Source organism: Mesorhizobium sp. WSM4819 (assembly GCF_055811215.1).
This window is the reverse complement of the sequence record NZ_JBVVQO010000052.1, coordinates 20650-41070: the sequence shown is the minus strand read 5'-3', so window position 1 is coordinate 41070 and position 20421 is coordinate 20650. Positions and strand designations below refer to the sequence as shown.

General features: G+C 63.1%; 16 protein-coding genes and 1 pseudogene. 7 read left to right on the top strand and 10 right to left on the bottom strand.

From position 1 onward, the window contains the following. Positions 1–143 precede the first annotated feature (143 nt). The 3 genes from AC0L18_RS30070 to AC0L18_RS30060 all read left to right on the top strand — a co-directional run bounded on the left by AC0L18_RS30070 (position 144) and on the right by AC0L18_RS30060 (position 2922). Positions 144–1145 (top strand): Ldh family oxidoreductase, encoded by a 1002-nt coding sequence (locus AC0L18_RS30070; RefSeq protein ID WP_473495400.1) that lies wholly within the window; start codon positions 144–146, stop codon positions 1143–1145. A gap of 233 nt (positions 1146–1378) precedes the next feature. After that, complete coding sequence (locus AC0L18_RS30065) at positions 1379–1831, top strand: DoxX family protein (RefSeq protein ID WP_473495399.1); 453 nt, start codon at positions 1379–1381, stop codon at positions 1829–1831. Between the two features lie 116 nt (positions 1832–1947). Next, positions 1948–2922 carry a complex I NDUFA9 subunit family protein gene (locus tag AC0L18_RS30060; RefSeq protein ID WP_473495398.1) on the top strand — a complete coding sequence of 325 codons (975 nt, stop codon included), beginning with the start codon at positions 1948–1950 and terminating at the stop codon, positions 2920–2922. 13 nt (positions 2923–2935) lie between these two features. On the opposite strand, the pseudogene AC0L18_RS30055 reads toward AC0L18_RS30060, so the two are convergent. Then, positions 2936–4305, bottom strand: a pseudogene (locus tag AC0L18_RS30055) (cytochrome P450). A 346-nt stretch (positions 4306–4651) separates the two neighbouring features. Here AC0L18_RS30055 and gyrB point away from each other — a divergent pair. Continuing rightward, positions 4652–7123 carry a DNA topoisomerase (ATP-hydrolyzing) subunit B gene (gene gyrB, locus AC0L18_RS30050; RefSeq protein WP_473495397.1) on the top strand — a complete coding sequence of 824 codons (2472 nt, stop codon included), beginning with the start codon at positions 4652–4654 and terminating at the stop codon, positions 7121–7123. A 245-nt stretch (positions 7124–7368) separates the two neighbouring features. Continuing rightward, complete coding sequence (locus AC0L18_RS30045; protein WP_473495396.1) at positions 7369–8286, top strand: hypothetical protein; 918 nt, start codon at positions 7369–7371, stop codon at positions 8284–8286. 313 nt (positions 8287–8599) lie between these two features. Here AC0L18_RS30045 and AC0L18_RS30040 read toward each other — a convergent pair whose 3' ends face one another. Together AC0L18_RS30040 and AC0L18_RS30035 are read right to left on the bottom strand one after the other, a co-directional pair. Next, positions 8600–10255 carry a DUF4166 domain-containing protein gene (locus tag AC0L18_RS30040; protein WP_473495395.1) on the bottom strand — a complete coding sequence of 552 codons (1656 nt, stop codon included), beginning with the start codon at positions 10253–10255 and terminating at the stop codon, positions 8600–8602. An 80-nt stretch (positions 10256–10335) separates the two neighbouring features. Next, a complete protein-coding gene (locus AC0L18_RS30035) occupies positions 10336–11832 on the bottom strand; it encodes a hypothetical protein (RefSeq protein ID WP_473495394.1) in 1497 nt (498 codons plus the stop codon). A 347-nt stretch (positions 11833–12179) separates the two neighbouring features. Here AC0L18_RS30035 and AC0L18_RS30030 point away from each other — a divergent pair, with 347 nt between their 5' ends. Beyond that, complete coding sequence (locus AC0L18_RS30030; RefSeq protein ID WP_473495393.1) at positions 12180–12758, top strand: biotin transporter BioY; 579 nt, start codon at positions 12180–12182, stop codon at positions 12756–12758. After that, positions 12755–13174, top strand: coding sequence for a DUF1284 domain-containing protein (locus AC0L18_RS30025; protein ID WP_473495392.1), 420 nt, complete (start codon positions 12755–12757; stop codon positions 13172–13174). Before AC0L18_RS30030 ends, AC0L18_RS30025 begins: the two co-directional genes overlap by 4 nt. A gap of 46 nt (positions 13175–13220) precedes the next feature. On the opposite strand, the gene AC0L18_RS30020 is transcribed toward AC0L18_RS30025, so the two are convergent. The 7 genes from AC0L18_RS30020 to AC0L18_RS29990 all read right to left on the bottom strand — a co-directional run bounded on the left by AC0L18_RS30020 (position 13221) and on the right by AC0L18_RS29990 (position 20345). Then, positions 13221–14618, bottom strand: a complete 1398-nt coding sequence (locus AC0L18_RS30020; protein ID WP_473495391.1) for an NAD(P)(+) transhydrogenase (Re/Si-specific) subunit beta — start codon at positions 14616–14618, stop codon at positions 13221–13223. A 6-nt stretch (positions 14619–14624) separates the two neighbouring features. Beyond that, complete coding sequence (locus tag AC0L18_RS30015; protein WP_029347614.1) at positions 14625–15050, bottom strand: NAD(P) transhydrogenase subunit alpha part 2; 426 nt, start codon at positions 15048–15050, stop codon at positions 14625–14627. Continuing rightward, positions 15050–16321 (bottom strand): Re/Si-specific NAD(P)(+) transhydrogenase subunit alpha, encoded by a 1272-nt coding sequence (locus AC0L18_RS30010; protein ID WP_473495390.1) that lies wholly within the window; start codon positions 16319–16321, stop codon positions 15050–15052. The genes AC0L18_RS30015 and AC0L18_RS30010 overlap by 1 nt, the downstream gene beginning before the upstream one ends. An 86-nt stretch (positions 16322–16407) precedes the next feature. Further along, positions 16408–16632, bottom strand: coding sequence for an aa3-type cytochrome c oxidase subunit IV (locus AC0L18_RS30005; RefSeq protein WP_023796798.1), 225 nt, complete (start codon positions 16630–16632; stop codon positions 16408–16410). A 196-nt stretch (positions 16633–16828) separates the two neighbouring features. After that, positions 16829–16978, bottom strand: coding sequence for a DUF3096 domain-containing protein (locus tag AC0L18_RS30000; RefSeq protein WP_023796799.1), 150 nt, complete (start codon positions 16976–16978; stop codon positions 16829–16831). A 128-nt stretch (positions 16979–17106) separates the two neighbouring features. Then, complete coding sequence (locus tag AC0L18_RS29995; RefSeq protein ID WP_473495389.1) at positions 17107–17886, bottom strand: N-acyl amino acid synthase FeeM domain-containing protein; 780 nt, start codon at positions 17884–17886, stop codon at positions 17107–17109. A 146-nt stretch (positions 17887–18032) separates the two neighbouring features. After that, positions 18033–20345: a putative bifunctional diguanylate cyclase/phosphodiesterase gene (locus AC0L18_RS29990; RefSeq protein WP_473495388.1), complete on the bottom strand. Its 2313-nt coding sequence runs from the start codon at positions 20343–20345 to the stop codon at positions 18033–18035. Between the last annotated feature and the right edge of the window lie 76 nt (positions 20346–20421).

Genomic DNA, 20421 nt, shown 5'->3' with positions numbered 1-20421 from the left:
ATCCTAGGGGAGTAGGGGAGTAGGGGAGCGGGGGAGTAGGGTCAGCCACTATTCACATACACATTTCCATCCTATTCGCATCACGCTCACTATTCCCCTACTCCCCTATTCCCTTACTCCCCTACTCCCCTAGGATCGCTACGATGCAACTCAGTCTCGACCAGGCGACAGGGCTGTGCCGGATGGCGGCGCTCGGCGCCGGCGCCAATGAGGAAGCGGCGCAGTCGCTTGCAGCCTCCGTGGTGGCGGCCGAGGCAGAAGGTCTGTCGACGGTCGGACTGTCGCATTTCATCGACTATCTCGAAGCGCTGGAGGCCGGCCGCATCGATGGCAAGGCCGAGCCGGTCATCACCAGGCCGGCTTTGGCGATCTATCTCTCCGACGCGCGCGGCGGCCTGGCGCATACCGGCTTCGACCGCACCATCGACGATCTCGCCAAGGCGGCGCGCCTGTTCGGCGTTGCCATCTTTTCGCAGAAGAACGCCTATACATGCGGCGCGCTCGGCTATTTCACAGGACGGCTGGCCGCGCAGGGGCTGGTGTCCTTCGCCGCAACCAATGGACCGGCCGTGCTTGCCGGCTCCGGCTCGGTCAAGCCGGTCTATTGCACCAACCCGATGTCCTTCGCTGCGCCCGCCGCCGACGGTGCGCCGCTGGTGATCGACCAGTCGTCGAGCGCCACCGCCTTTGTCAACATCCGCAAGGCGGCTGACGACGGCAAGAGAATTCCAGAAGGCTGGGCACTGGACGCGAGCGGCAACCCGACCACCGATCCCGCCGCCGCCATGAAAGGCGCGATGCTTGCCTTCGGCGGCCAGCGTGGCGCCAACATCGCGCTGATGGTCGAAGTGCTGGCGGCGGGCCTGTCGGGCGCCAACTGGTCACTCGATGCGCCATGGTTCACCGACGGACCGGACAGTCCCGGAACCGGCCTCTTCGTGCTGGCCGTCGAGCCCAAGCTGCTCGATCCAAATTTCGAGAAGCGCATGAAAGATCAACTCGACCGGTTGCGCCGCCGCTACGGCGTGCATGTCCCCGGCCGTGCCCGGGCCGAAGCGGCGGAGAAGGCAGCGGCACGGGGCATAACGGCTCCGAAAGCCGTGGTGCAGCGCATCTCCGAATTCGCCGCCCGGTATTCTTCCTGAAGACGTCCACACCTTCGGATAGTTGATCGCGCGACAGCGGGCGTACTTGCCGTTACGCCCAGGCTGCCTCGTCGAACCACGTTTCGGAAACAGCCGGAAACCCTCGCGTCGGCTGGGTTTTTCCGCGCTCTCCCGCATCTGACCAGTAACATGCATTTCCCGGTCAACTTTTGTTCATTTGACTTTGGCTGGGGTGGCGGCTGTTTGCGCGGAGCAGCAGAAGAGGAACCCCAATGGCCGCAAGCACCCACAATCCCAGCACCAATCTTGTCGTTCCGGCCCTTGGCAACCTCTATGCGGCGCTGAACACTACCTCTGAAACCATCCTGCGCGCCGTGGCCGGCATCTTCCTCACCATCCATGGCTCTGGCAAGATCATCGACCCGCTCGGCGCCGCCGAGATGGTCGAAGGCCTCGGCTTCTATCCTGGCGCGTTCTGGTCGGTGCTGCTGGCCTGCACCGAGTTCTTCGGCGGCATTTTCATCGCCATCGGTCTCTTGACCCGCCCGGCGGCCTTCGCCGGAATGTTCGTGCTCCTGGTCACCGTCTGGTTCCACTGGGTCACCCTGGGCGAGGGCTTTTCGGGTGCCGAAAAATCGCTGCTGTGGGCGGCGATACTGTTCTTCTTCGTCATCCGCGGCGGCAACCGCCAATCGGTCGACGCGCGCATCGGCAGGGCGTTCTGAACCAGCCGACACCGCGGCAAACGGCGACAAAGGATCGCCCTTTGCCTTCGGCGCGAAACGGATTATGAACGGCTTCAGCCAAGCCCAGTAATCTGGAAAGCGCGCCGGAGCCAGCCATGACCGAAATCCTGCAGACCCCAAAGCTCGTCGTCGTGTTCGGCGGCTCCGGCTTTGTCGGCCGCCATGTGGTGCGGGCGCTGGCCAGGCGCGGCTACCGCATCAGGGTCGCCTGCCGCCGGCCCGATCTCGCCGGCCATCTGCAACCGCTCGGCAATGTCGGCCAGATCCAGCCGGTGCAGGCCAATGTTCGCGTGCGCTGGTCGGTCGACCGCGCCGTGCAGGGCGCCGACCATGTCGTCAATTTGGTAGCCATCCTGCATGAGAGCGGCCGGCAGAAGTTCACGCCGGTCCACGAGTTCGGCGCACGCGCGATCGCCGAAGCGGCGCGCGCCGTCGGCGCCGGGCTCACCCATATCTCGGCGCTGGGCGCCGATCTGAACGCGCAATCCGAGTATGCGCGCACCAAGGCGCTCGGTGAAAAAGCGGTCCTGGAGACGATCGAGGATGCGGTCATCTTGCGGCCCTCGATCAATTTCGGCCCCGAGGACAGCTTCTTCAACCGCTTCGCCAGCATGGCGCGCTATTCGCCGGTCCTGCCTCTGATCGGCGGCGGGCGGACCAAATTCCAGCCGGTCTATGTCGGCGATGTCGCCGAAGCGGTGGCGCGCTCGGTCGACGACAAAGTCCAGGGTGGTCGGATCTACGAGCTAGGCGGACCTCAGGTGCTCACCTTCAAGCAATGCATGCAGGAAATGCTTGCCATGATCGACCGCAAGCGGTTGCTGGTGTCGGTGCCGTGGTGGGTGGCGAACATGCAGGCATCGATCCTTGGGCTTTTGCCCAATCCGCTGCTGACCAAGGATCAGGTCCTGCAGTTGCGCGGGGACAACATCGTCTCGGAACCGGCCATCAGGGAAAACCGGACGCTCGCCGGTCTCGATATCCAGCCACAGTCGATCGGCAGCATCCTTCCGAGCTATCTCTGGCGCTACCGGCCCGCCGGCCAGTTCCAGCGCAAGACGGCGGAATAGCCAATCAGGCGGCTCAAAGGCGCCGTGTGACCTGCATCGGCAGGCCGCCCTGCGGTTGCGTCGTCAGTTTTTGAACCGGCCACGGTTTGGTTTCGGCGGTGGTATCGAAGCGGAAGCGCGACAGCATGATCGCCAGAGCAATGATCGCCTCCTGCATGGCAAAGCTGGCGCCGATGCAGACGCGAGGACCGGCGCCGAACGGCAAATACTGAAAACGTCGATCTTCTCGCGATTTCCCGGATGGAAACGTTCGGGCATGAAGGCGTCGGGCCTGTCCCACAACTTGCGATGGCGGTGGACGACCCAGGGCATGACCAGCACCGCGGCACGCCTCGGTATGTAGAGGCCCTTCCAGGTTTCGGGCTCGATCGGCTCGCGGTTTGATCGACGGCGCCGGCGGATAGAGCCTGAGCGCCTCGTCGAAGGCGGCGCGGGTGAACGGCATGGCGTCGAGCCACTTTGTCGGGTCGGGCTCGCGCGCCAGCACGGCGTCGATCTCGCGCTCGACCTTTTCGCGCTCCCAAGGCGCTTCGGCTAGGCAATAGAGCGTCCAGCCGAGCGCACGCGCCGTGGTCTCGTGACCGGCGCCGATGAAGGTGATGATGTTGTCCTCGACCTCGGCGCGCGTGAGCCCGTCCGGTCCCTCCGCCTTGAGCAAAAGCGTGAGGAAATCCTGCGGCGCCTTGTCCGGATCGTGCTTGACCCGCTCTTCGCGCATCTTGACGGTGTCGGTGACGATCTTGCGGAAGTAGGCCATGGTTTTGCGGCCGCGGATGCGGGTCAGGCGCGGCAGCCAGTCTGGCGCCCGCAACAGGTCGAGCGGATCGACGCGGCCCATGGTTTCGAACAGCCGGTCGATCTCCTTGGCGAAGCTGCCCGGCTGCCCGATATCTCACCGGAAAACAGCGTCTCGGCCAGGATGTCAAAGGTAAGCAGCGTCATGTCGTGGGCGATGTCCGACGTGCCGCCGCCCTCGTAGCGGGTGACGAACTCCCGCGTACGCCTCAGCATCGGCTCGGCAAAACCGAAGATGTGGCGCGGCGTGAACACCGGCGCCATCGCCTTGCGTGAACGCCTCCAGACCTCACCCTCGGCGGTCAGCAGGCCGTCGCGCAGGATCGGCCGCAGGATCATCTGGCGCACCGTCGCCATCTTGTAGTTTTTGGCATTGTCGACCAGCACGTGGCGAATGAGGCCGGGGTCGTTGGCGATGACCAGCGGCCCGCCGATGCCGGTCACCGAAATCCAAGGCTGGTTGTAGGTCGGCTCGCCCCACAGTTCGAGCGGATTGCGATAGACGATGCGGATCATCTCCAGCGTCGAAGGCGGCGACGTGCGCGGCTTCGGCGCCGGCGGGACAAAGGGGGCGGGCTGACTGTCCATGGCGTGCTCCGCTGGTGAACTCAATGTAGTGGCTGGCAAGCCAAGCGTCCATGTTGCTGAACGGCAAGGGCGAAGCGCCCGCTCTCCGGAAATGTCACCGGGGCACAGGAGAGTAGATGATCGTCGGGAACAGGTCGGCCCGCTTTTGTGCGGCCGCTCTGTTCGCAAAACCGGTTCCACTTTTGGGTCCGATGCCGTGGCCCGCCAGGCGTGCTCTTCTTCCATTCGGAAATGCTTGCAAACCTTGGAAAAACCGCCTTTTGCACCTATATCTGGGCCATCAAGGACGCGCGATTCGGAGCCGATTTTTTGCGCTGGATGTGCGGCATCAATCAGACAGGTTTTCATGAGCGATCAGATCGACAACGCCAACGGCGCTGAGGCCGAGTACGGCGCCGATTCCATCAAGGTTTTGAAGGGCTTGGACGCCGTCCGCAAGCGGCCCGGCATGTATATCGGCGATACCGACGACGGCTCGGGCCTGCATCACATGGTCTATGAGGTCGTGGACAACGCTATCGACGAGGCGCTGGCCGGCCATGCCGACCTCGTCACGGTGACGCTGAATCCCGACGGTTCGGTGACGGTCATCGACAATGGCCGCGGCATTCCGACCGATATCCACACCGGCGAAGGCATTTCGGCGGCCGAAGTGATCATGACGCAGCTGCATGCCGGCGGCAAGTTCGACCAGAACTCCTACAAGGTGTCCGGTGGCCTCCACGGCGTCGGCGTCTCGGTTGTCAACGCGCTGTCGGCCTGGCTGAAGCTGAAAATCCGCCGCAACGGCCAGATCTACGAGATGAGCTTCTCGCATGGCAATGCCGACGGACCGCTGAGGGTCACCGGCAGCTATGAGCAGCGCAAGGTTGCCGGCACCTATGAGGGGCGCAGCGGCAGCGAGATCACCTTCTTTCCGTCGACCGAGACCTTCACCATGGTCGAGTTCGACTTCGGCACGCTGGAGCACCGGCTGCGCGAACTCGCCTTCCTGAATTCCGGCGTGCGCATCATTTTGACCGATGCCCGTCATGCCGACGTCGTGCGCCATGAGCTGCATTATGATGGCGGGCTCGAGGAGTTCGTCAGATATCTCGACCGCGTCAAGAAGCCGCTGATCGACAAGCCGATTGCTATCAGGGCCGAGCGCGACGGTATCACCGTCGAAGTCGCCATGTGGTGGAACGACAGCTACCACGAGAACGTGCTGGCCTTCACCAACAACATTCCGCAGCGCGACGGCGGAACGCATCTTGCCGGTTTCCGCGGCGCGCTGACGCGCCAGATTACCGGCTATGGCGAATCCACGGGCCTCACCAAAAAGGAGAAGGTGGCGCTGATCGGCGACGATTGCCGCGAAGGACTGACGGCCGTGCTGTCGGTCAAGGTTCCCGACCCGAAATTCTCCTCGCAGACCAAGGACAAGCTGGTCTCGTCCGAAGTCCGTCCGGTGGTGGAAGGGCTCGTCAACGAGGCGCTCGGCACCTGGCTCGAAGAGCACCCGACCGAGGGCAAGGTTGTCATCGAGAAGGTCATCCAGGCGGCAGCGGCGCGCGAAGCCGCGCGCAAGGCGCGCGACATCACCCGCAAGAGCTCGCTCGGCGTCACTTCGCTGCCCGGCAAGCTGGCCGACTGCCAGGAACGCGACCCGGCGAAGTCCGAAATCTTCATCGTCGAGGGCGACAGCGCCGGCGGCTCGGCCAAGGGCGGCCGTTCGCGCCAGAACCAGGCCATTCTTCCGCTGCGCGGCAAGATCCTCAACGTCGAGCGGGCCCGGTTCGACCGTATGCTCGGCTCCGACATGATCGGCACGCTGATCACGGCGCTCGGCACCTCGATCGGCAAGGACGAGTTCAACGCAGACAAATTGCGCTACCACAAGATCATCCTGATGACCGACGCCGACGTCGACGGCGCCCACATCCGCACCTTGCTGCTGACCTTCTTCTTCCGGCAGATGCCGGAGCTGATCGAGCGCGGGCATCTCTACATCGCCCAGCCGCCGCTCTACAAAGTGACGCGCGGCAAGAGCTCGCAATACATCAAGGACGAAAGCGCCTTCGAGGAATTCCTGATCGGCTCAGGACTGGAAGAGGCGTCGCTTGCGCTCAGCACCGGCGAGGTGCGGGCCGGGCAGGACCTGCGCAGCGCCATCGACGATGCGCTGGCAGTGCGCCAGCTCATCAACGGGCTGCACACCCGCTATAACAGAGGCGTGGTCGAGCAGGCGGCGATCGCCGGCGCGCTCAATCCGGATGTCTTCGTCGATCTCGGCCGGGCCAACGCGATGGCCGAGCGTGTCGCCCGGCGCCTCGACATCATCGCCGAGGACACCGAACGCGGCTGGACCGGCCGCATGTCGACCTCAAACGAAGGGGTCGGCGGTTATGTGTTCGAGCGCACGGTGCGCAGCGTCAAGGAGTTCGCGCATCTCGATCTGGCGCTGATCAATTCGGCCGACGCCCGCCAACTCGACCGCTATGCGCCGCGCCTAGCGGAAGTCTATGGCGAGCCGCCGGTGCTGCGCCGCAAGGATGTGTCCGAAACCATCTCGGGACCGCTGGCGCTGCTCAATGCCGTGTTTGCCACCGGCCGCAAGGGCCTGACCATGCAGCGCTACAAGGGCCTCGGCGAAATGAATGCCGAGCAGCTCTGGGAGACCACGCTCGACCCGAATGTGCGCTCGCTTTTACAAGTCAAGGTCAATGACGCCACCGATGCGGACAGTCTGTTCTCGCGGCTGATGGGCGACGAAGTCGAGCCCAGGCGCGAGTTCATCCAGGAAAACGCGCTGTCGGTCGCCAACCTGGATATTTAAAGCCCAAGCAGCTGCTCAGCTTCGGACACTTAAGGTATTGGTAGGCCCAGGCCCACCAACGATCCCTGCTGCGTCGCAACAAAGGATCATGAGGGCCGGTCGGAACGGAAGAGCATCCAAGGCATTGTAATCGATCACAATCGCCGCAGGAGGCACTCATGGGACGTGGCATTTTGCTCTGGCTTCTCGGAGTCCCGATTCCGATCATTATTCTCATCATGCTTTTCGCACGTTAGGGGGCTGACATGCAGTCAACCCTAACGGCTGTCGACGTTTCCGCACCGACGGAATCCTCTTCTACCGCTGTCAGCTGGGGGCCAATCGTGGCCGGCGCCTTTGCTGCCTCGACGCTAACATTGATCCTGATGCTGCTCGGCTCCGGGCTCGGGCTGACGATGGTTTCGCCGTGGTCCGGCTTGAGCACCTCAGTCACAACTTTCGCGGCCTCCACGGCTGCGTGGCTGATCATCGTGCAGTGGCTGTCGTCGGCCCTAGGCGGTTATCTTGCCGGGCGCCTACGCACCAAATGGGTCGGCGTCCACACCGATGAGGTCTTTTTCCGCGATACCGCACACGGCTTCCTCGCCTGGGCGCTTGCAACGTTGCTCGTCGCCGGTGTGCTCGGCTCGGCGCTCTCCGCAGCTGTCGGAACCGGCGTCCACGCCGCTTCGACAGTCGCGTCGGGCGCGGCAATGGGCGCTTCGGCAGGTGCTACCGCAAACGCCGGAGACGCCGCGACCGACAACGCAACGTCGTACTTCGTCGATGCGTTGTTCCGCCCGGCCGATGCGGCCAGGCTTGCTGCCGCCAACCCGGAGAGCGATGCGGCGGCGACGGCGCAGGCCTCGCGCATTTTGATCGCGAGCGCAGCAGCAGGCGAAGTGTCAGCCGACGACAAGACCTATCTGTCGCAGTTGGTAGCCGCCCGCACCGGGCTGTCGGAACCCGATGCCAGGGCCCGTGTCGATGCCGTGCTTGCCAGGGTCGAAGAGGCGAAGGTCCAGGCCCAGCAGGCTGCCGATACCGCCAGGAAAGCCGGTGCCACCTTCGCGCTGCTTGGCGCTCTGTCCCTGGTCGTCGGCGCTTTCATCGCAAGCGCCGCAGCAGCACTTGGGGGCAGGCAGCGCGACGACGAGGAGGCGGTCTTCCTGACCGACCGTTGATCGGTGCTTGAGGGGTTCTATCGACGCCGAGACTTTCCCCGGCATCGACCGGTTGTTTTAACGACGTCATCGCCATGAACTGCGCGCTGATTCGCCCAAACGAGCGTGGCCCTATCTTCCGGCAGAAGTCGTCGGTGCCGGCTGGCTTGGCTCCAGTTTGCGGCCGAGATCGACGCCCTCACGCAGCACGTCGATATGCGAGCGCCGCGGGGTGCCGGCGGCAGGCTGCTGGTCCTCCACACCGAATCCAGGATTTTTTGCCCAGGTGCGGGTGGCACACCGCGTACCGTTACTGACTTTGGGTTCAACCTATTCAGGTTGGGCTGAGCGTCCCCCGATACGCCACGATCAGGCCGATCAGCGGCATCGAAATTTCCACATCGAAGCAGAATTGCCCGTCCCGTTCCGTTTCGAAGCTCGAGCCTTTGGGAAGGAGGAAGCCGGGCATTGGAATACCCAGCAGCGACCATCGTCTCGGAACCAGGGTCAGACGATCGCCGTCCACCACCAGAGCCAACGCGAAGGACGCGATCCCAAACCGTTCCATCAGAAGATGCTGGTCCCTCCCAGTGCCGGCCGACTGAATCGAAGAAAAACACTTGCCGTCGAAACTTCGCATCCAGTGTTCAGAGCCGTTCTCGGGCGAAAATGTCACCGTGACCGGCACCCGTGGCGCAGCTTTCGGGAAGCCGACAAGCGCCGCCACGAACGCGGCCGCCGGGCGGCGACCGCGTCGTACCTCGGCGAAGCCCGTCCATTGGCGGGTGGCGGTGCTGCCATGCAACTCCTGAAGGCGCGGAGCAAGTGAGGAGAAGGCGGATCCGAGAATCCCGCAGTACAGGGGCGCAACATTCTCGTGTCCCCGAAACCCGGTGAATATCTTCCGGCTTTGGAACAGCGCCTCATAGTCGGCAAGCTCAAGGGCGCGGACCCCGGACCGTGCTCCGGCCTCCGGACGAGTGCCCGTCAGCAATTTACGGATGATCGCTTCGATGGCCATCGATGGGATGTATGGCCCGTCATCCCCTTCGGCCAAAAGATGCCAGCTCCGTTCGGCGTCCTGCCCATCCGTGGTGCCGTACGCGCTGACGAACATACCGCCGCGATGCTCGCCAAAACGCATTCGGTTGAGCACCGCGTAGAAGAGACGCGAGAAAGGTTCCAGCGACGAGAGCCTGAACCTCGCGCGCGCCTTCGCCAGGAGGTTGAGTGTCCGGTGCAAGAATTCCGGGACTGGCCCGGCTCCCATCCAGATATCGGTCATTGAGGGATGCTCGGGCGGGATGACCTGCAAGTCCGGCACGTCCACCAGCGAGAAACGGATGTTCCGGAGCGGCAGCCGGCCCGGCACCGCGATGGTGAAGCGCATGCTTTCAGCCAGAGCGATGCCATGCGATTGCACCCCATGTCGTCGCAGCTTCACCGGAGCGCCGGCATAGCCCACCACCGCACGCATGACGTTGAGGCCGATTCCGGCATAGGGCGAAGGAGCGATGCCGCCTTTCACAGAGACGATGTCCATCGTCTTCGCCATCTCGCGCAGGACGGCGGCGGTCAGCACAGGAAAGCTGCTGATGCCCGATAGAATGAATATGCCTGCGTCCTTTGCTTGCGCGTCGAACTGAGGCACGCCGAACACAAAGTCGGCGGCGTCGGCAAAGTCGAGATAGTCGATGCCAGCGTCGATGCAGGCCGAAATCACACGATAGCGATTGGTCCCATAATGTTGGAACGGCCCGGACGCGTCGACGACCAGATTGGGCCGTTGCGCGCGCACGCCGGCCACAATTTCTACGCGATCAAGCGCAAGCGGCCGAACCCGGGCCTGCCCTCTGTAGCGCGCGCAGAACGCCTCGGCACGAGAGAAGTCGCGGCCGCAGATGATGAGTTCAATCTCCGCTATGTCGGATAGAAGTTCCGCCAGGCGCCCGCCGAAAACGCCGGATCCGCCCAGGATCAGGATGTTCATGCGTGCTGCACTCTCTTGGCTCACAGAAGTCTGTCTCCATGTTCCGGCGGTATTGGCATGCTCCGGCGCGCCAATCCGCTTTATGCTTCGGGTCGTTCCAGTTTTCGGCCGAGATCGACGGCGTCACGCAGCACGCCGATATGAGAGCGCGGCGGCGTGCCGGCGGCTGCCGCGACCTCGACGCCGGTCGCCTTCAGCGACCAGTAGAGCCTGTGCGTGAAGATGCGGCCAAGCGAACTGCGCAGCTCGATCTGAATGTTCTCCACGCCGGGGCCGAAATTCTCCGCCATCGGTCCTGAGATCGGGTCGCCGGTCAGCCACCCATTGCCCCTGTCGAAGATGTTGGTCCAGCGCGTCGCGGCAAACACCGCACCGTGATGCACCGCCCGCTGCGGCTTGCCCGAACGGCTGCGCCCTTCCTGGTAGAGGACGGTTCCACCGGCCGCCGTGTCGGCGATTGGCGGACATGCCGAGAACAGCCGCTCAGCGATGCCGCGCCTGAATTCGGCGAGATTGTAGGTCACCAGAAATTCGCTGTGGGTCAGCGGACTGCCGAGCGTGACGAAATCGCTGATCTTCCAAGGCAATGGATGATCGGCGTCGCTGGCGCAGAGGTTGCGGTAGAGTTCCCATTGGGCGCGCCGGAATCCGGAAAAATCGTCCAAGCTGTCCGGCCAAGCAGAACCATCTGACTTGAGCGTCGACTTGTCGACGGCGCGGATCGCTTTCAGTCTCGCCTTGTCGCGGGCGGCTTCCAGCTTTCGTGGCCTGAAATCGGCCCACAATATCTGCAGCAGATCGTAGGCGATAATCGATCCCAGGCTGTGCGAGACCAGAACGATGCGGTCGTAGCCGTCCAGCATGAGGCGCCTCAACAGCGACAAACCACGGTCGCGGACAAGCGCGCGCTTCTCGACTGTTGCCGCTTCAGCCCGTACATAGGCGGCCACATCACCGAAATAAGGAAGACCGAACCGGTCCACCGACCAGACGACGAACGAGGCCAGGATCGTGACGAGCATGCCCGTGGTCCAGTAAATATGCCCTCGCAAGGTCGAGGTTGCGAGCACGAATGCCGCGCCCAGGACTGCTATGACGGCCAGAAGGGTGACGACATAGAGCCCGCGGGCGTCGCGCGGAATGTCGGCGGGCTTGCGCCAGAGCAGATTCGTCACCCAGGCGGCAAGCCGGCTCCGCGTCGTGCCTTGCGTGATGTCGGCCCAGTAAAGCTCGTAGAAATCAGTGCGGCGGCCATCGACATCATAAGGGGTGGTGATCCGGCGAAGTTCGTGCGAGTTCGTCCGGCTGTCAGGCGTGATCCAGCTCTGGTTGATCTTCTCGCCGCCTGGGTTGGCCGGATCCGCGACTTGGGCATAAAACGGCGCGCGGGCGGGATCATGGCTCCAAACAGCCTGAACAAATTCCCTCAGCGTGCCCATCGGTCGCTGTTCGCCCATGCCATGCACGATGACCACGGCCTGGCTGAGCTTGCGCGGCGCCTTTCCGGGGGCCGGCAGGCTGGCCTTCGCGGGCGAGCCGGACTTGGTCGGCGAAGCGACAGGCTGGGGGCCAGACACCGGTGCCTCCGTTGGTGACAAATCTGTCCATCGGAACAGAACTTGCCCATCGTAGTGCTGAATCCGAAGCAAGTGCAAAAAGCGTCGCAGATATCTGTCGCAAATCGCCGACTTTGCGGGAGGGTTTTGCGACAGGAATTTGTTGAAGAGTTCAACGCTGGCGATTTTGTCGCGAAACTTAGGACTGTGACTTCCGGCGCCGTTTGTCGCGCCGCCATGAAGCATCGGCAAGCCGCCGTTGCCGACAGCCGCCTGATCCGCTACTCCGTCCTCCCGGGCAGCACGTCGTTCAATCCCGCAAGTCAGGCATAGCGCCTGCTTCACAGCCAGTACGAAAGAGAACGCATATGCCTCATAACCCCACCTCCGCCAGCCACGCGGCTTCAAGCGCGCCGCGCATCCGCGACTGGTCGCTGTCCTGGCAGATCGGGGCGGTCGTCCTGGGAACCGTATTTCTGGCGCTGGCGTCTTACATCGACGTGCCTATGGTTCCGGTGCCCGTGACCATGCAGACCTTTGCGGTCACCCTGATCGGTGCGGTCTACGGCTGGAGACTCGGCGCGGCCACGATCGTTGCATGGTTGGTCGAAGGCGCGATCGGGTTGCCGGTTTTATCTGGGGGCGCTGCCGGTGCGCATCACTTTGTCGGCCCGACCGCCGGATACCTCTTTGCCTTCCCCGTGGTCGGCGCGCTCACGGGATGGCTGGCGGAGCGCGGCTGGAACGGCAACCGCCCCTGGCTGGCGTTCGTCTCCATGCTCCTGGGCAACGCGCTTTGCCTCGTGCTGGGCGCGGCATGGCTTTCCGTCGCCATTGGCATCGAACAGGCAATTGTCCACGGCGTCGCGCCGTTCCTGATCGGCGGGGCGCTCAAGTCGGCATTGGCCGCGGTGACGCTCAAGCTCATGACCCGCGCGCAAAAATGACCGTTCGGCTGCGGCCGCACCATCTCCTTTGCCTGCTGACTTACGCAGGCAAGGGTTACAGCGCTGCGTTCGTCGCCAATTTCGACGCGATCGCGGCTCGGCTCTCCGCAGGCGAACACATGCTGATCGTCTCCGGGCCTGACGATATTTGCGCGCCCCTGCTCGGTGAGGCGGAGCCGCACTGCCTTCGCGACAGCGTGACGGAGCGCGACCGTCAGGCGGCGGCCAGTGTTGGTACGCTTCTGGGGTACTCGATTGCCGAGGACATGGAACTTCAGCTCCATCCCTCGGTTCTGCGAACTATGCGCGATGCGTTCTCTTCGGGCCGTACCCGGGGTGCTTGCGGCGGGTGCGAGTGGTTTGACCTTTGCAGTTCAATCGCCGCGTCAGACTATGGAACGGTGGCGCTCCGGTGAAAGGCAACGCTCGCAGTGGGACGATTGTCGGGGTCGCCAACCCGGATCAATGATCCATGGCCTTGACAATCTCTTCGGTCATCTTCTTGGCGTCGCCCAAGAGCATCATGGTGCCGTCCTTGTAGAACAGCGTGTTGTCGATGCCGGCATAGCCGGAGCCGAGCGAGCGCTTGACGAACAGACAGGTGCGAGCCTTGTCGACGTCGAGGATCGGCATGCCGTAGATCGGCGACGACTTGTCGTCGCGGGCGGACGGGTTGGTGACGTCATTGGCGCCGATGACATAGGCGACGTCGGCCTGCGCGAATTCGGAGTTGATGTCCTCGAGCTCGAACACTTCGTCGTAAGGCACGTTGGCTTCGGCCAGGAGCACGTTCATGTGGCCGGGCATGCGGCCGGCGACCGGGTGAATGGCGTACTTCACGTCGACGCCATTGGCCTTGAGCTTGTCGGCCATCTCGCGCAGCGCATGCTGCGCCTGGGCGACCGCCATGCCGTAGCCAGGCACGATGACAACCTTCTGCGCGTTCATCATCAGATAGGCGGCATCGTCGGCGGAGCCCTGCTTGACCGTGCGCTCGATGCCGTCGTCGGCAGTGGCGGAAGTCTCGCCGCCGAAGCCGCCGAGGATGACCGAGATGAACGACCGGTTCATGCCCTTGCACATGATGTAGGACAGGATCGCGCCGGACGAGCCGACCAGCGCGCCGGTGATGATCAGCGCCAGATTGCCCAGTGTGAAGCCGAGTGCCGCAGCCGCCCAGCCCGAATAGGAATTCAGCATCGAGACGACCACCGGCATGTCGGCGCCGCCGATCGGGATGATGAGCAGGACGCCAAGGACAAGCGACGCCGCCACGATCAGCCAGAACACCAGCTTGGACTCGGTGGTGACGAGCAGCACGATCAGCACGATCAGCCCGATGCCGAGGGCGGCGTTGATGAAATGGCGGCCACCGATCATGATCGGCTTGCCCGACATGCGGCCGTCGAGTTTTAGGAAGGCGATGACCGAGCCGGTGAAGGTGATGGCGCCGATGGCGACGCCGATGCTCATCTCGATCAGCGCCTGGGCGTGGATGTCGGCGACCGTGCCGATGTCAAAACTTTCCGGAGCATAGACGGCGGCAGCCGCCACCATGACGGCGGCAAGGCCAACCAGCGAATGGAAGGCGGCGACCAGCTGCGGCATCGAGGTCATGGCGATGCGCCGTGCAGTGACCGCGCCGACCGAGCCGCCGATCAAAAGACCGAGCACGATGAGGCCGAAGCCTCCCGCCGAAGGGGTCGCCAGCGCCAGCGTGGTGGCAATGGCGATGCCCATGCCGATCATGCCGTACATGTTGCCCTGGCGGCTCGTGGTCGGATGCGACAGGCCGCGCAATGCCAGGATGAACAGAATGCCGGAGACCAGATAGAGGAAGGAGGCGAAGTTGGCGTTCATGGCGCTCTACTTGTCCTTCTTCTTGTACATCGCCAGCATGCGCTGGGTGACGAGAAAGCCGCCGAAGATGTTGACCGAGACCAGCATCAGCGCGACGAAACCGAAGCCGGTGGCGATGCCGGACGCCGAGATGCCGACGGCAAGCAGCGCGCCGACGACGATGACTGAGGAAATGGCGTTGGTGACGGCCATCAGCGGGGTGTGCAGCGCCGGCGTCACCGACCAGACGACGTAATAGCCGACGAAGATCGCCAGCACGAAAATGGCGAAGCGGAAGACGAACGGATCGATCGCCCCGCCGGACAGCGCGTGCGCGGCGTCGCCCGCCGCATCTGTGCCGCCTGGAGCTGTGGCCAGATCCTGCACCGCGAGACGGACGGCGGCGGTCGCCTGGTCGAGTTGGTCGAGGGCTTTCTGCAAGGTCTGGTCCATCACGCGATCCCTTTCGACTTATTGGCGGGCGATTTGGGTGCGGCAGCTTTCCTGGATGCGGCAGTTTTCTTTGGCAGGGCTGGATTTTTTGCAGCGGCGGGCTTCGCAGGCTCGGCCGAGGCGATCATCACCGCCGGCTTGCCGGCGAAGGCCGGATGCACGACTTGGCCGCCATCGGTCAGCATCGTCGCCTTGGCCAATTCGTCGTCCCGGTTGATGGCAAGCGTCTTGGTGGTCTTGTCGACCAGCGTCTCGAGGAACGCAAAGAGGTTCCTTGCGTAGAGCAGCGAGGCGGAGGCAGCGACGCGGCCCGGCACGTTGAGATGGCCGACGATTTTCACGCCGTTGGCCGTGGTCACCACCTGCCCGGGCACGGCACCCTCGACATTGCCGCCGCGCTCGACCGCCAGGTCGACGATCACCGAGCCCGGCTTCATCGAGGCGACCATCGCGGCCGAAACGAGCTTCGGCGCCGGACGGCCGGGAATCAGCGCCGTGGTGATGACGATGTCCTGCTTGGCGATGTGCTCGGCAGTCAGCGCGGCTTGCTTGGCCTGGTATTCCCTGGACATTTCCTTGGCGTAGCCGCCAGCCGTCTCGGCCGCCTTGAACTCCTCGTCCTCGACCGCCAGGAACTTTGCGCCGAGCGAGGCGACCTGTTCCTTGGCGGCGGGACGCACGTCGGTGGCGGTGACCACGGCACCGAGACGACGCGCAGTAGCGATCGCCTGCAGGCCGGCGACGCCGACGCCCATGACGAAAGCTTTCGCCGCCGGCACCGTGCCCGCCGCCGTCATCATCATCGGCAGCGCCCGGTCATATTCGGCAGCCGCATCGATCACCGCCTGGTAGCCGGCGAGGTTGGCCTGACTGGACAGGACGTCCATTGATTGGGCGCGCGTGATGCGCGGCATGAACTCCATCGAGAAGGCGGTGACGCCGGCCCTTGCCAGTGCATCGACGGCAGCATCGTTGCCATAGGGATCCATGATGGCGATGACGGCACTGCCCGGGCGATAGGCCTTCAGCTCCGCCCCTTCAGGCCGGCGCACCTTCAGCACCACATCAGCCTTGGCGACATCGCTGGCCTTACCGATCACAGCGCCGGCCTTGGCGAACTCCTCGTCGGGAATGCGCGATGCCGTGCCGGCGCCGCTTTCGACGATGACGTCAAACCCCAGCCCCGCCAGCCGCTTCACCGTGTCGGGCGAGGCAGCAACGCGTGGCTCGTTCGCATCGAGCTCACGAGGGATGAAAACCGTCTGTCCCACCGCATGATCCTTTCGGCTGGAACCTGTCTGCGCAGGACGCCGACCGAACTTCCGGCGATGTCGCGGGCAAGGGGATTTTGAAGAATTTACCGGAGAATGAAAGCGCCGACGGCGAGGATCAGAACGAACAGGACAAAGCCCGAGAAGAAGCCGCCCGCAAAGAAACCGAAAGCCATTGCCAGAAGCACGGCGGCGCAAAACAGCGACCCGTATTTGGCGAGCATGATAAAGCCGGCATAGGTGCGGTCGTGCTCGGCATAGTCCATCTTCGCGCCTAGTTCGACAGGACCGGTCGGCGAGTGATCAGCCATAGGAATACCCCTTCGAAGACATCTTTCAGGCACATAGCGAAAAGCCAGGCCGAGGGCAATGGCGCTATTGCCGCATCGCTGGAGACAACAGCCTCAAAAGAAAATTGGAGCCGCCAGATGCAGGATTTCGTTTCGGAGGCGCTCGCGGCTGCCGCCCTCGCGCTTGCTTTCCGGCTACCGCGCCTGCCGACATTTTTCAGCCGGCGAGTTGCGGAAACAGCCCAAGCAGGCCGACGACGATCAGGTAGAGCGCGACGATGTAGTTGAGGAGTCGCGGCATCACCAGGATCAGCACGCCGGCAATCAGCGAGATCAACGGAGTGAGCGCGAGCGTGGGAATGGTCATGTCGGGTTCCTCTCTATAGAATTTCCGCCGAAGCGACGCAGATTGACGTCGCCCACGCACCACCGGCGCGCCTCCCAGAAACCAGAAGCGGCCTGAAAGTTCCAGCCGCGCTTTAAATTTGCCAATTGTCAGGCGGCTTCGCGGTAGTATTTGGCGGTCGGCAGAATGGTCAGCGGCGCGAGTTCACCGGCACCAGGTGTCTCAAACAGCATGCGCTGTTCCATCGGCGTCGACCGGAAGAATGGGAACCGGGAGAAAGACCGTTCGCGAATGGCGCTGACGTCGGCTCGGTAGAGCACGACCTTGTAATTCAGGCCCGGATAATTGCGTAACTCGCCAATTTGCTCGGAACAGTAAATGCGACGATAGAAGCCTGCATGTTCCGGGCGGATGGTGGAGAGACAATAAGGCGCGTCGAAGTAGAAGCATGCCATGCCAGCGAGGCGCAGCGTCAGATACGGAATTTGCGGATGGACCCGCGACCAGTCCGGATCGGCGGCAAAGCGGCTGGGATCGGCAAAATGCAGACCAGACGCCAGCATGGGGCGCAATATGTCGCCATAAACCGTCGTGGAAGGCGACTGCGGCGTGGCGCTGCAGGCATGGTGAATACGCAGCGTACTGACCAGAACGCCGTCGATATAGATTCCGAACTTGGAGCAATTGGCCGCTTCGTCGAGCTCGTCATGCACAATATGGTCGGGATTCTCCGGGACCATATCGCTCAGACGGTAAGATTTGTAGCGCAACCTGTAAATGTCTTCGAGATCTTCGCCCTTGTCGCAGCGGCGATATTCCGTCCGCTCGAGCATCGCCGAGACGTTCCTGGCAAAGCCGGACATATCGTCAGACGCATTAGTCCCGTCCGCACCCGCCGCCTGGCGAGGCGAAGTCAACTCGACAATCATCAACTCGTTCCCCGCAACTGCCGCCGCGATCAACACTACGATAGGGCCGTATGATGTAAAGATGAAAACAAGATAGAAATCATTTACCGGCTATTAAGGTTAATAATCGGCAGAATTATACTGAAGTACCAGGTCTTCCGGCGAATTCAGCGATGCGTCGCCTCGCTGGCCGTCTTGATGTCCTTGGCGAAGGGCCAGACCGTACTCGCCATCGTTTCGATGCCGGATGCGCTGAGCGCCGAGCCGAACAGGAACCCCTGAACCAGGTCCGGCTTGACCTGCAAGGCCAGGATCTTGAGCTGCTCGAAAGTCTCGACGCCCTCGACAGTCACCGAAAGCCCCAGCGGCCGTGACAGATTGACGATGCCCTTGAGCAGTTCGAGCGAACGGCTGTTCTGGGTGACGTCCATCAGGAATGAACGGTCGATCTTGATCTTGTCGAGCGGCAGTTTGTGGAGATAGCTCAGGCTCGAATAGCCGGTGCCGAAATCGTCGAGCGCGATGCGCACGCCAAGCCGCTTCAATTCCTCGATATACTGACGCGTCAGCGACTTGTCGTCGAGCAGCGCCGTCTCGGTGACCTCGATCTCCAGACGGCCGGCGGCGAGGCCGGAGCTGGCGAGCGCATCGCGAACCTTTTGCACAACGTCGCGGTTGCGAAAGTCCTTGGCCGAGAGATTGACCGAGACACTGGTCCGTGCTGGCCATTTGGCGCATTCGATGCACGCTGCATGCAGGACGAAGGTGCTGATCTCGGAGATGATGCCCATTTCCTCCGCCAGCGGAATGAAGATGCTGGGCGAGATCGGTCCGAGATCGGGGTGGTCCCAACGGCACAGCGCCTCGCAGCTGGCTATGCGCATCGTGCTCATCGCCACGATCGGCTGGTAAACCACCCGCAACCCCTTGCTTTCCACCGCAGTGCGCAGATCCGCCTTCATCAGCTGACGGCTGCGGAAAGCGGCATCCATCGATGCCTCGAACAGCCGCCAGGTGTTCTTGCCGAGTTCCTTGGCCTTGTAGAGCGCCAGGTCCGCCTTGACGATCATGGCGTCGACATCGGTATCCCTGACCCGCGACAGCACCGCGCCACCGCTGGCCTGGATACGCAGTCCGTGGCCGGCGACGTCGACCTCGCCCTGCAGTTCAATGAAAATCCCGTCGATTTGGCTGGTCAGGTGGCTCTCGTCCTCAACGCGGTCGAAGAAGGCCATGAACTCGTCGCCGCCGAAACGGCTGATGGTGACGCCTGGTCCGGCGATCGCTGCCAGCCGCTCCGCGACGGCGTAGATCAATCCGTCGCCGACCGGGTGGCCAAGCGTGTCGTTGACGCTCTTGAAGTCGTCGAGGTCGAGCACGGCGAGCCCGCAGAGACGCTCGAGGTCACCGGATGCCATGGCCTCTCCGATCAGCTCGTGGAAATAGGCGCGGTTGGGCAGGCCGGTGAGGCTATCGTAGCGCGCCATGAAGCGGATCTTGCCTTCTGCCTCGACGCGGGCCGTCACATCCTCGAAGGTGATGACGCCCAGTTCCTGGCTGCCCTCACGCGCCGAGAACTCATAGTGCTGCCCGTTCGCGAGCGAGACGAGAACCTTGCGGTCGCGGCCCTCGCGCAGGGCGCGCGTAAGCTGGGCTTCGATGTAGCGGCAGTCCTTCGGCGCCAGCATGCCGCCGGCAACGCCGCGCATCAGCAGGCCGTGGATCGATCGCCCGAGCAGCGCGTCGGGCGACTTGAGCGACATCAGATGCGCGGCTTCGGCGTTGGCCACCACCACCCGGCCGTCAGGGCCGAGCATGACAAGCCCGTGCGACATGGTGTTCAGCGCCCGATTGAAGCGCTGGGCGAGACGGTTCGCCTTCTTCTCTTCGGACAAAGCGGCGAAAAGCACCTCCCTGACCACATCGGCGAAGCGTTTGATCGCGAATAGGAAGGGAGCCGACATCAGACCGAGGATCACATGGTAGACATCGCCACGCAGGATAAAGCCCAGCGAGATCGACCACGTCATGGTCATGATGAAGATCATGACCATCCTCGGGGAGCCGTAATTGCGGCCGGCGATCGCCGTGGCGGACGCCAGCGTAACGCAGACAGCGGCGATTTCGGCATAGTTGTCATGCGCCAAGTAGATGCCGGCGAAACAGAAGGCGCCCAGCATTAAACCATGCATGGAGCCGTAGAAAATGTAATCATTTTCGCGGCGGCGCGCCTCCTCCCAATTCCTGGGTGACGGGGCGTGGCGGTATTTTCTGATGTTACGCAGGCGCAGAAATGCGACGATCAGAAATCCGGCGACCACCGCAATATAGATCGGATCCCTGGTCTTCCAGTAGACCAGCGCGACCAGCAGGGTTTGGGCAAAGAATCCAATCGAAAGCGTCAGGCTGTCGCGGAACAGAGTTTCCACGAACGGAATGTAGACGTCGACCGGGATCTCGTTTTTTCTTTTCAGATTCACGCCTGAGTCCCACCCTGGGGAGGCAAGCTGTGTCACATCAGCCTTAAGAAAGATTTAGAGAGGCGGTTCCGGGCCT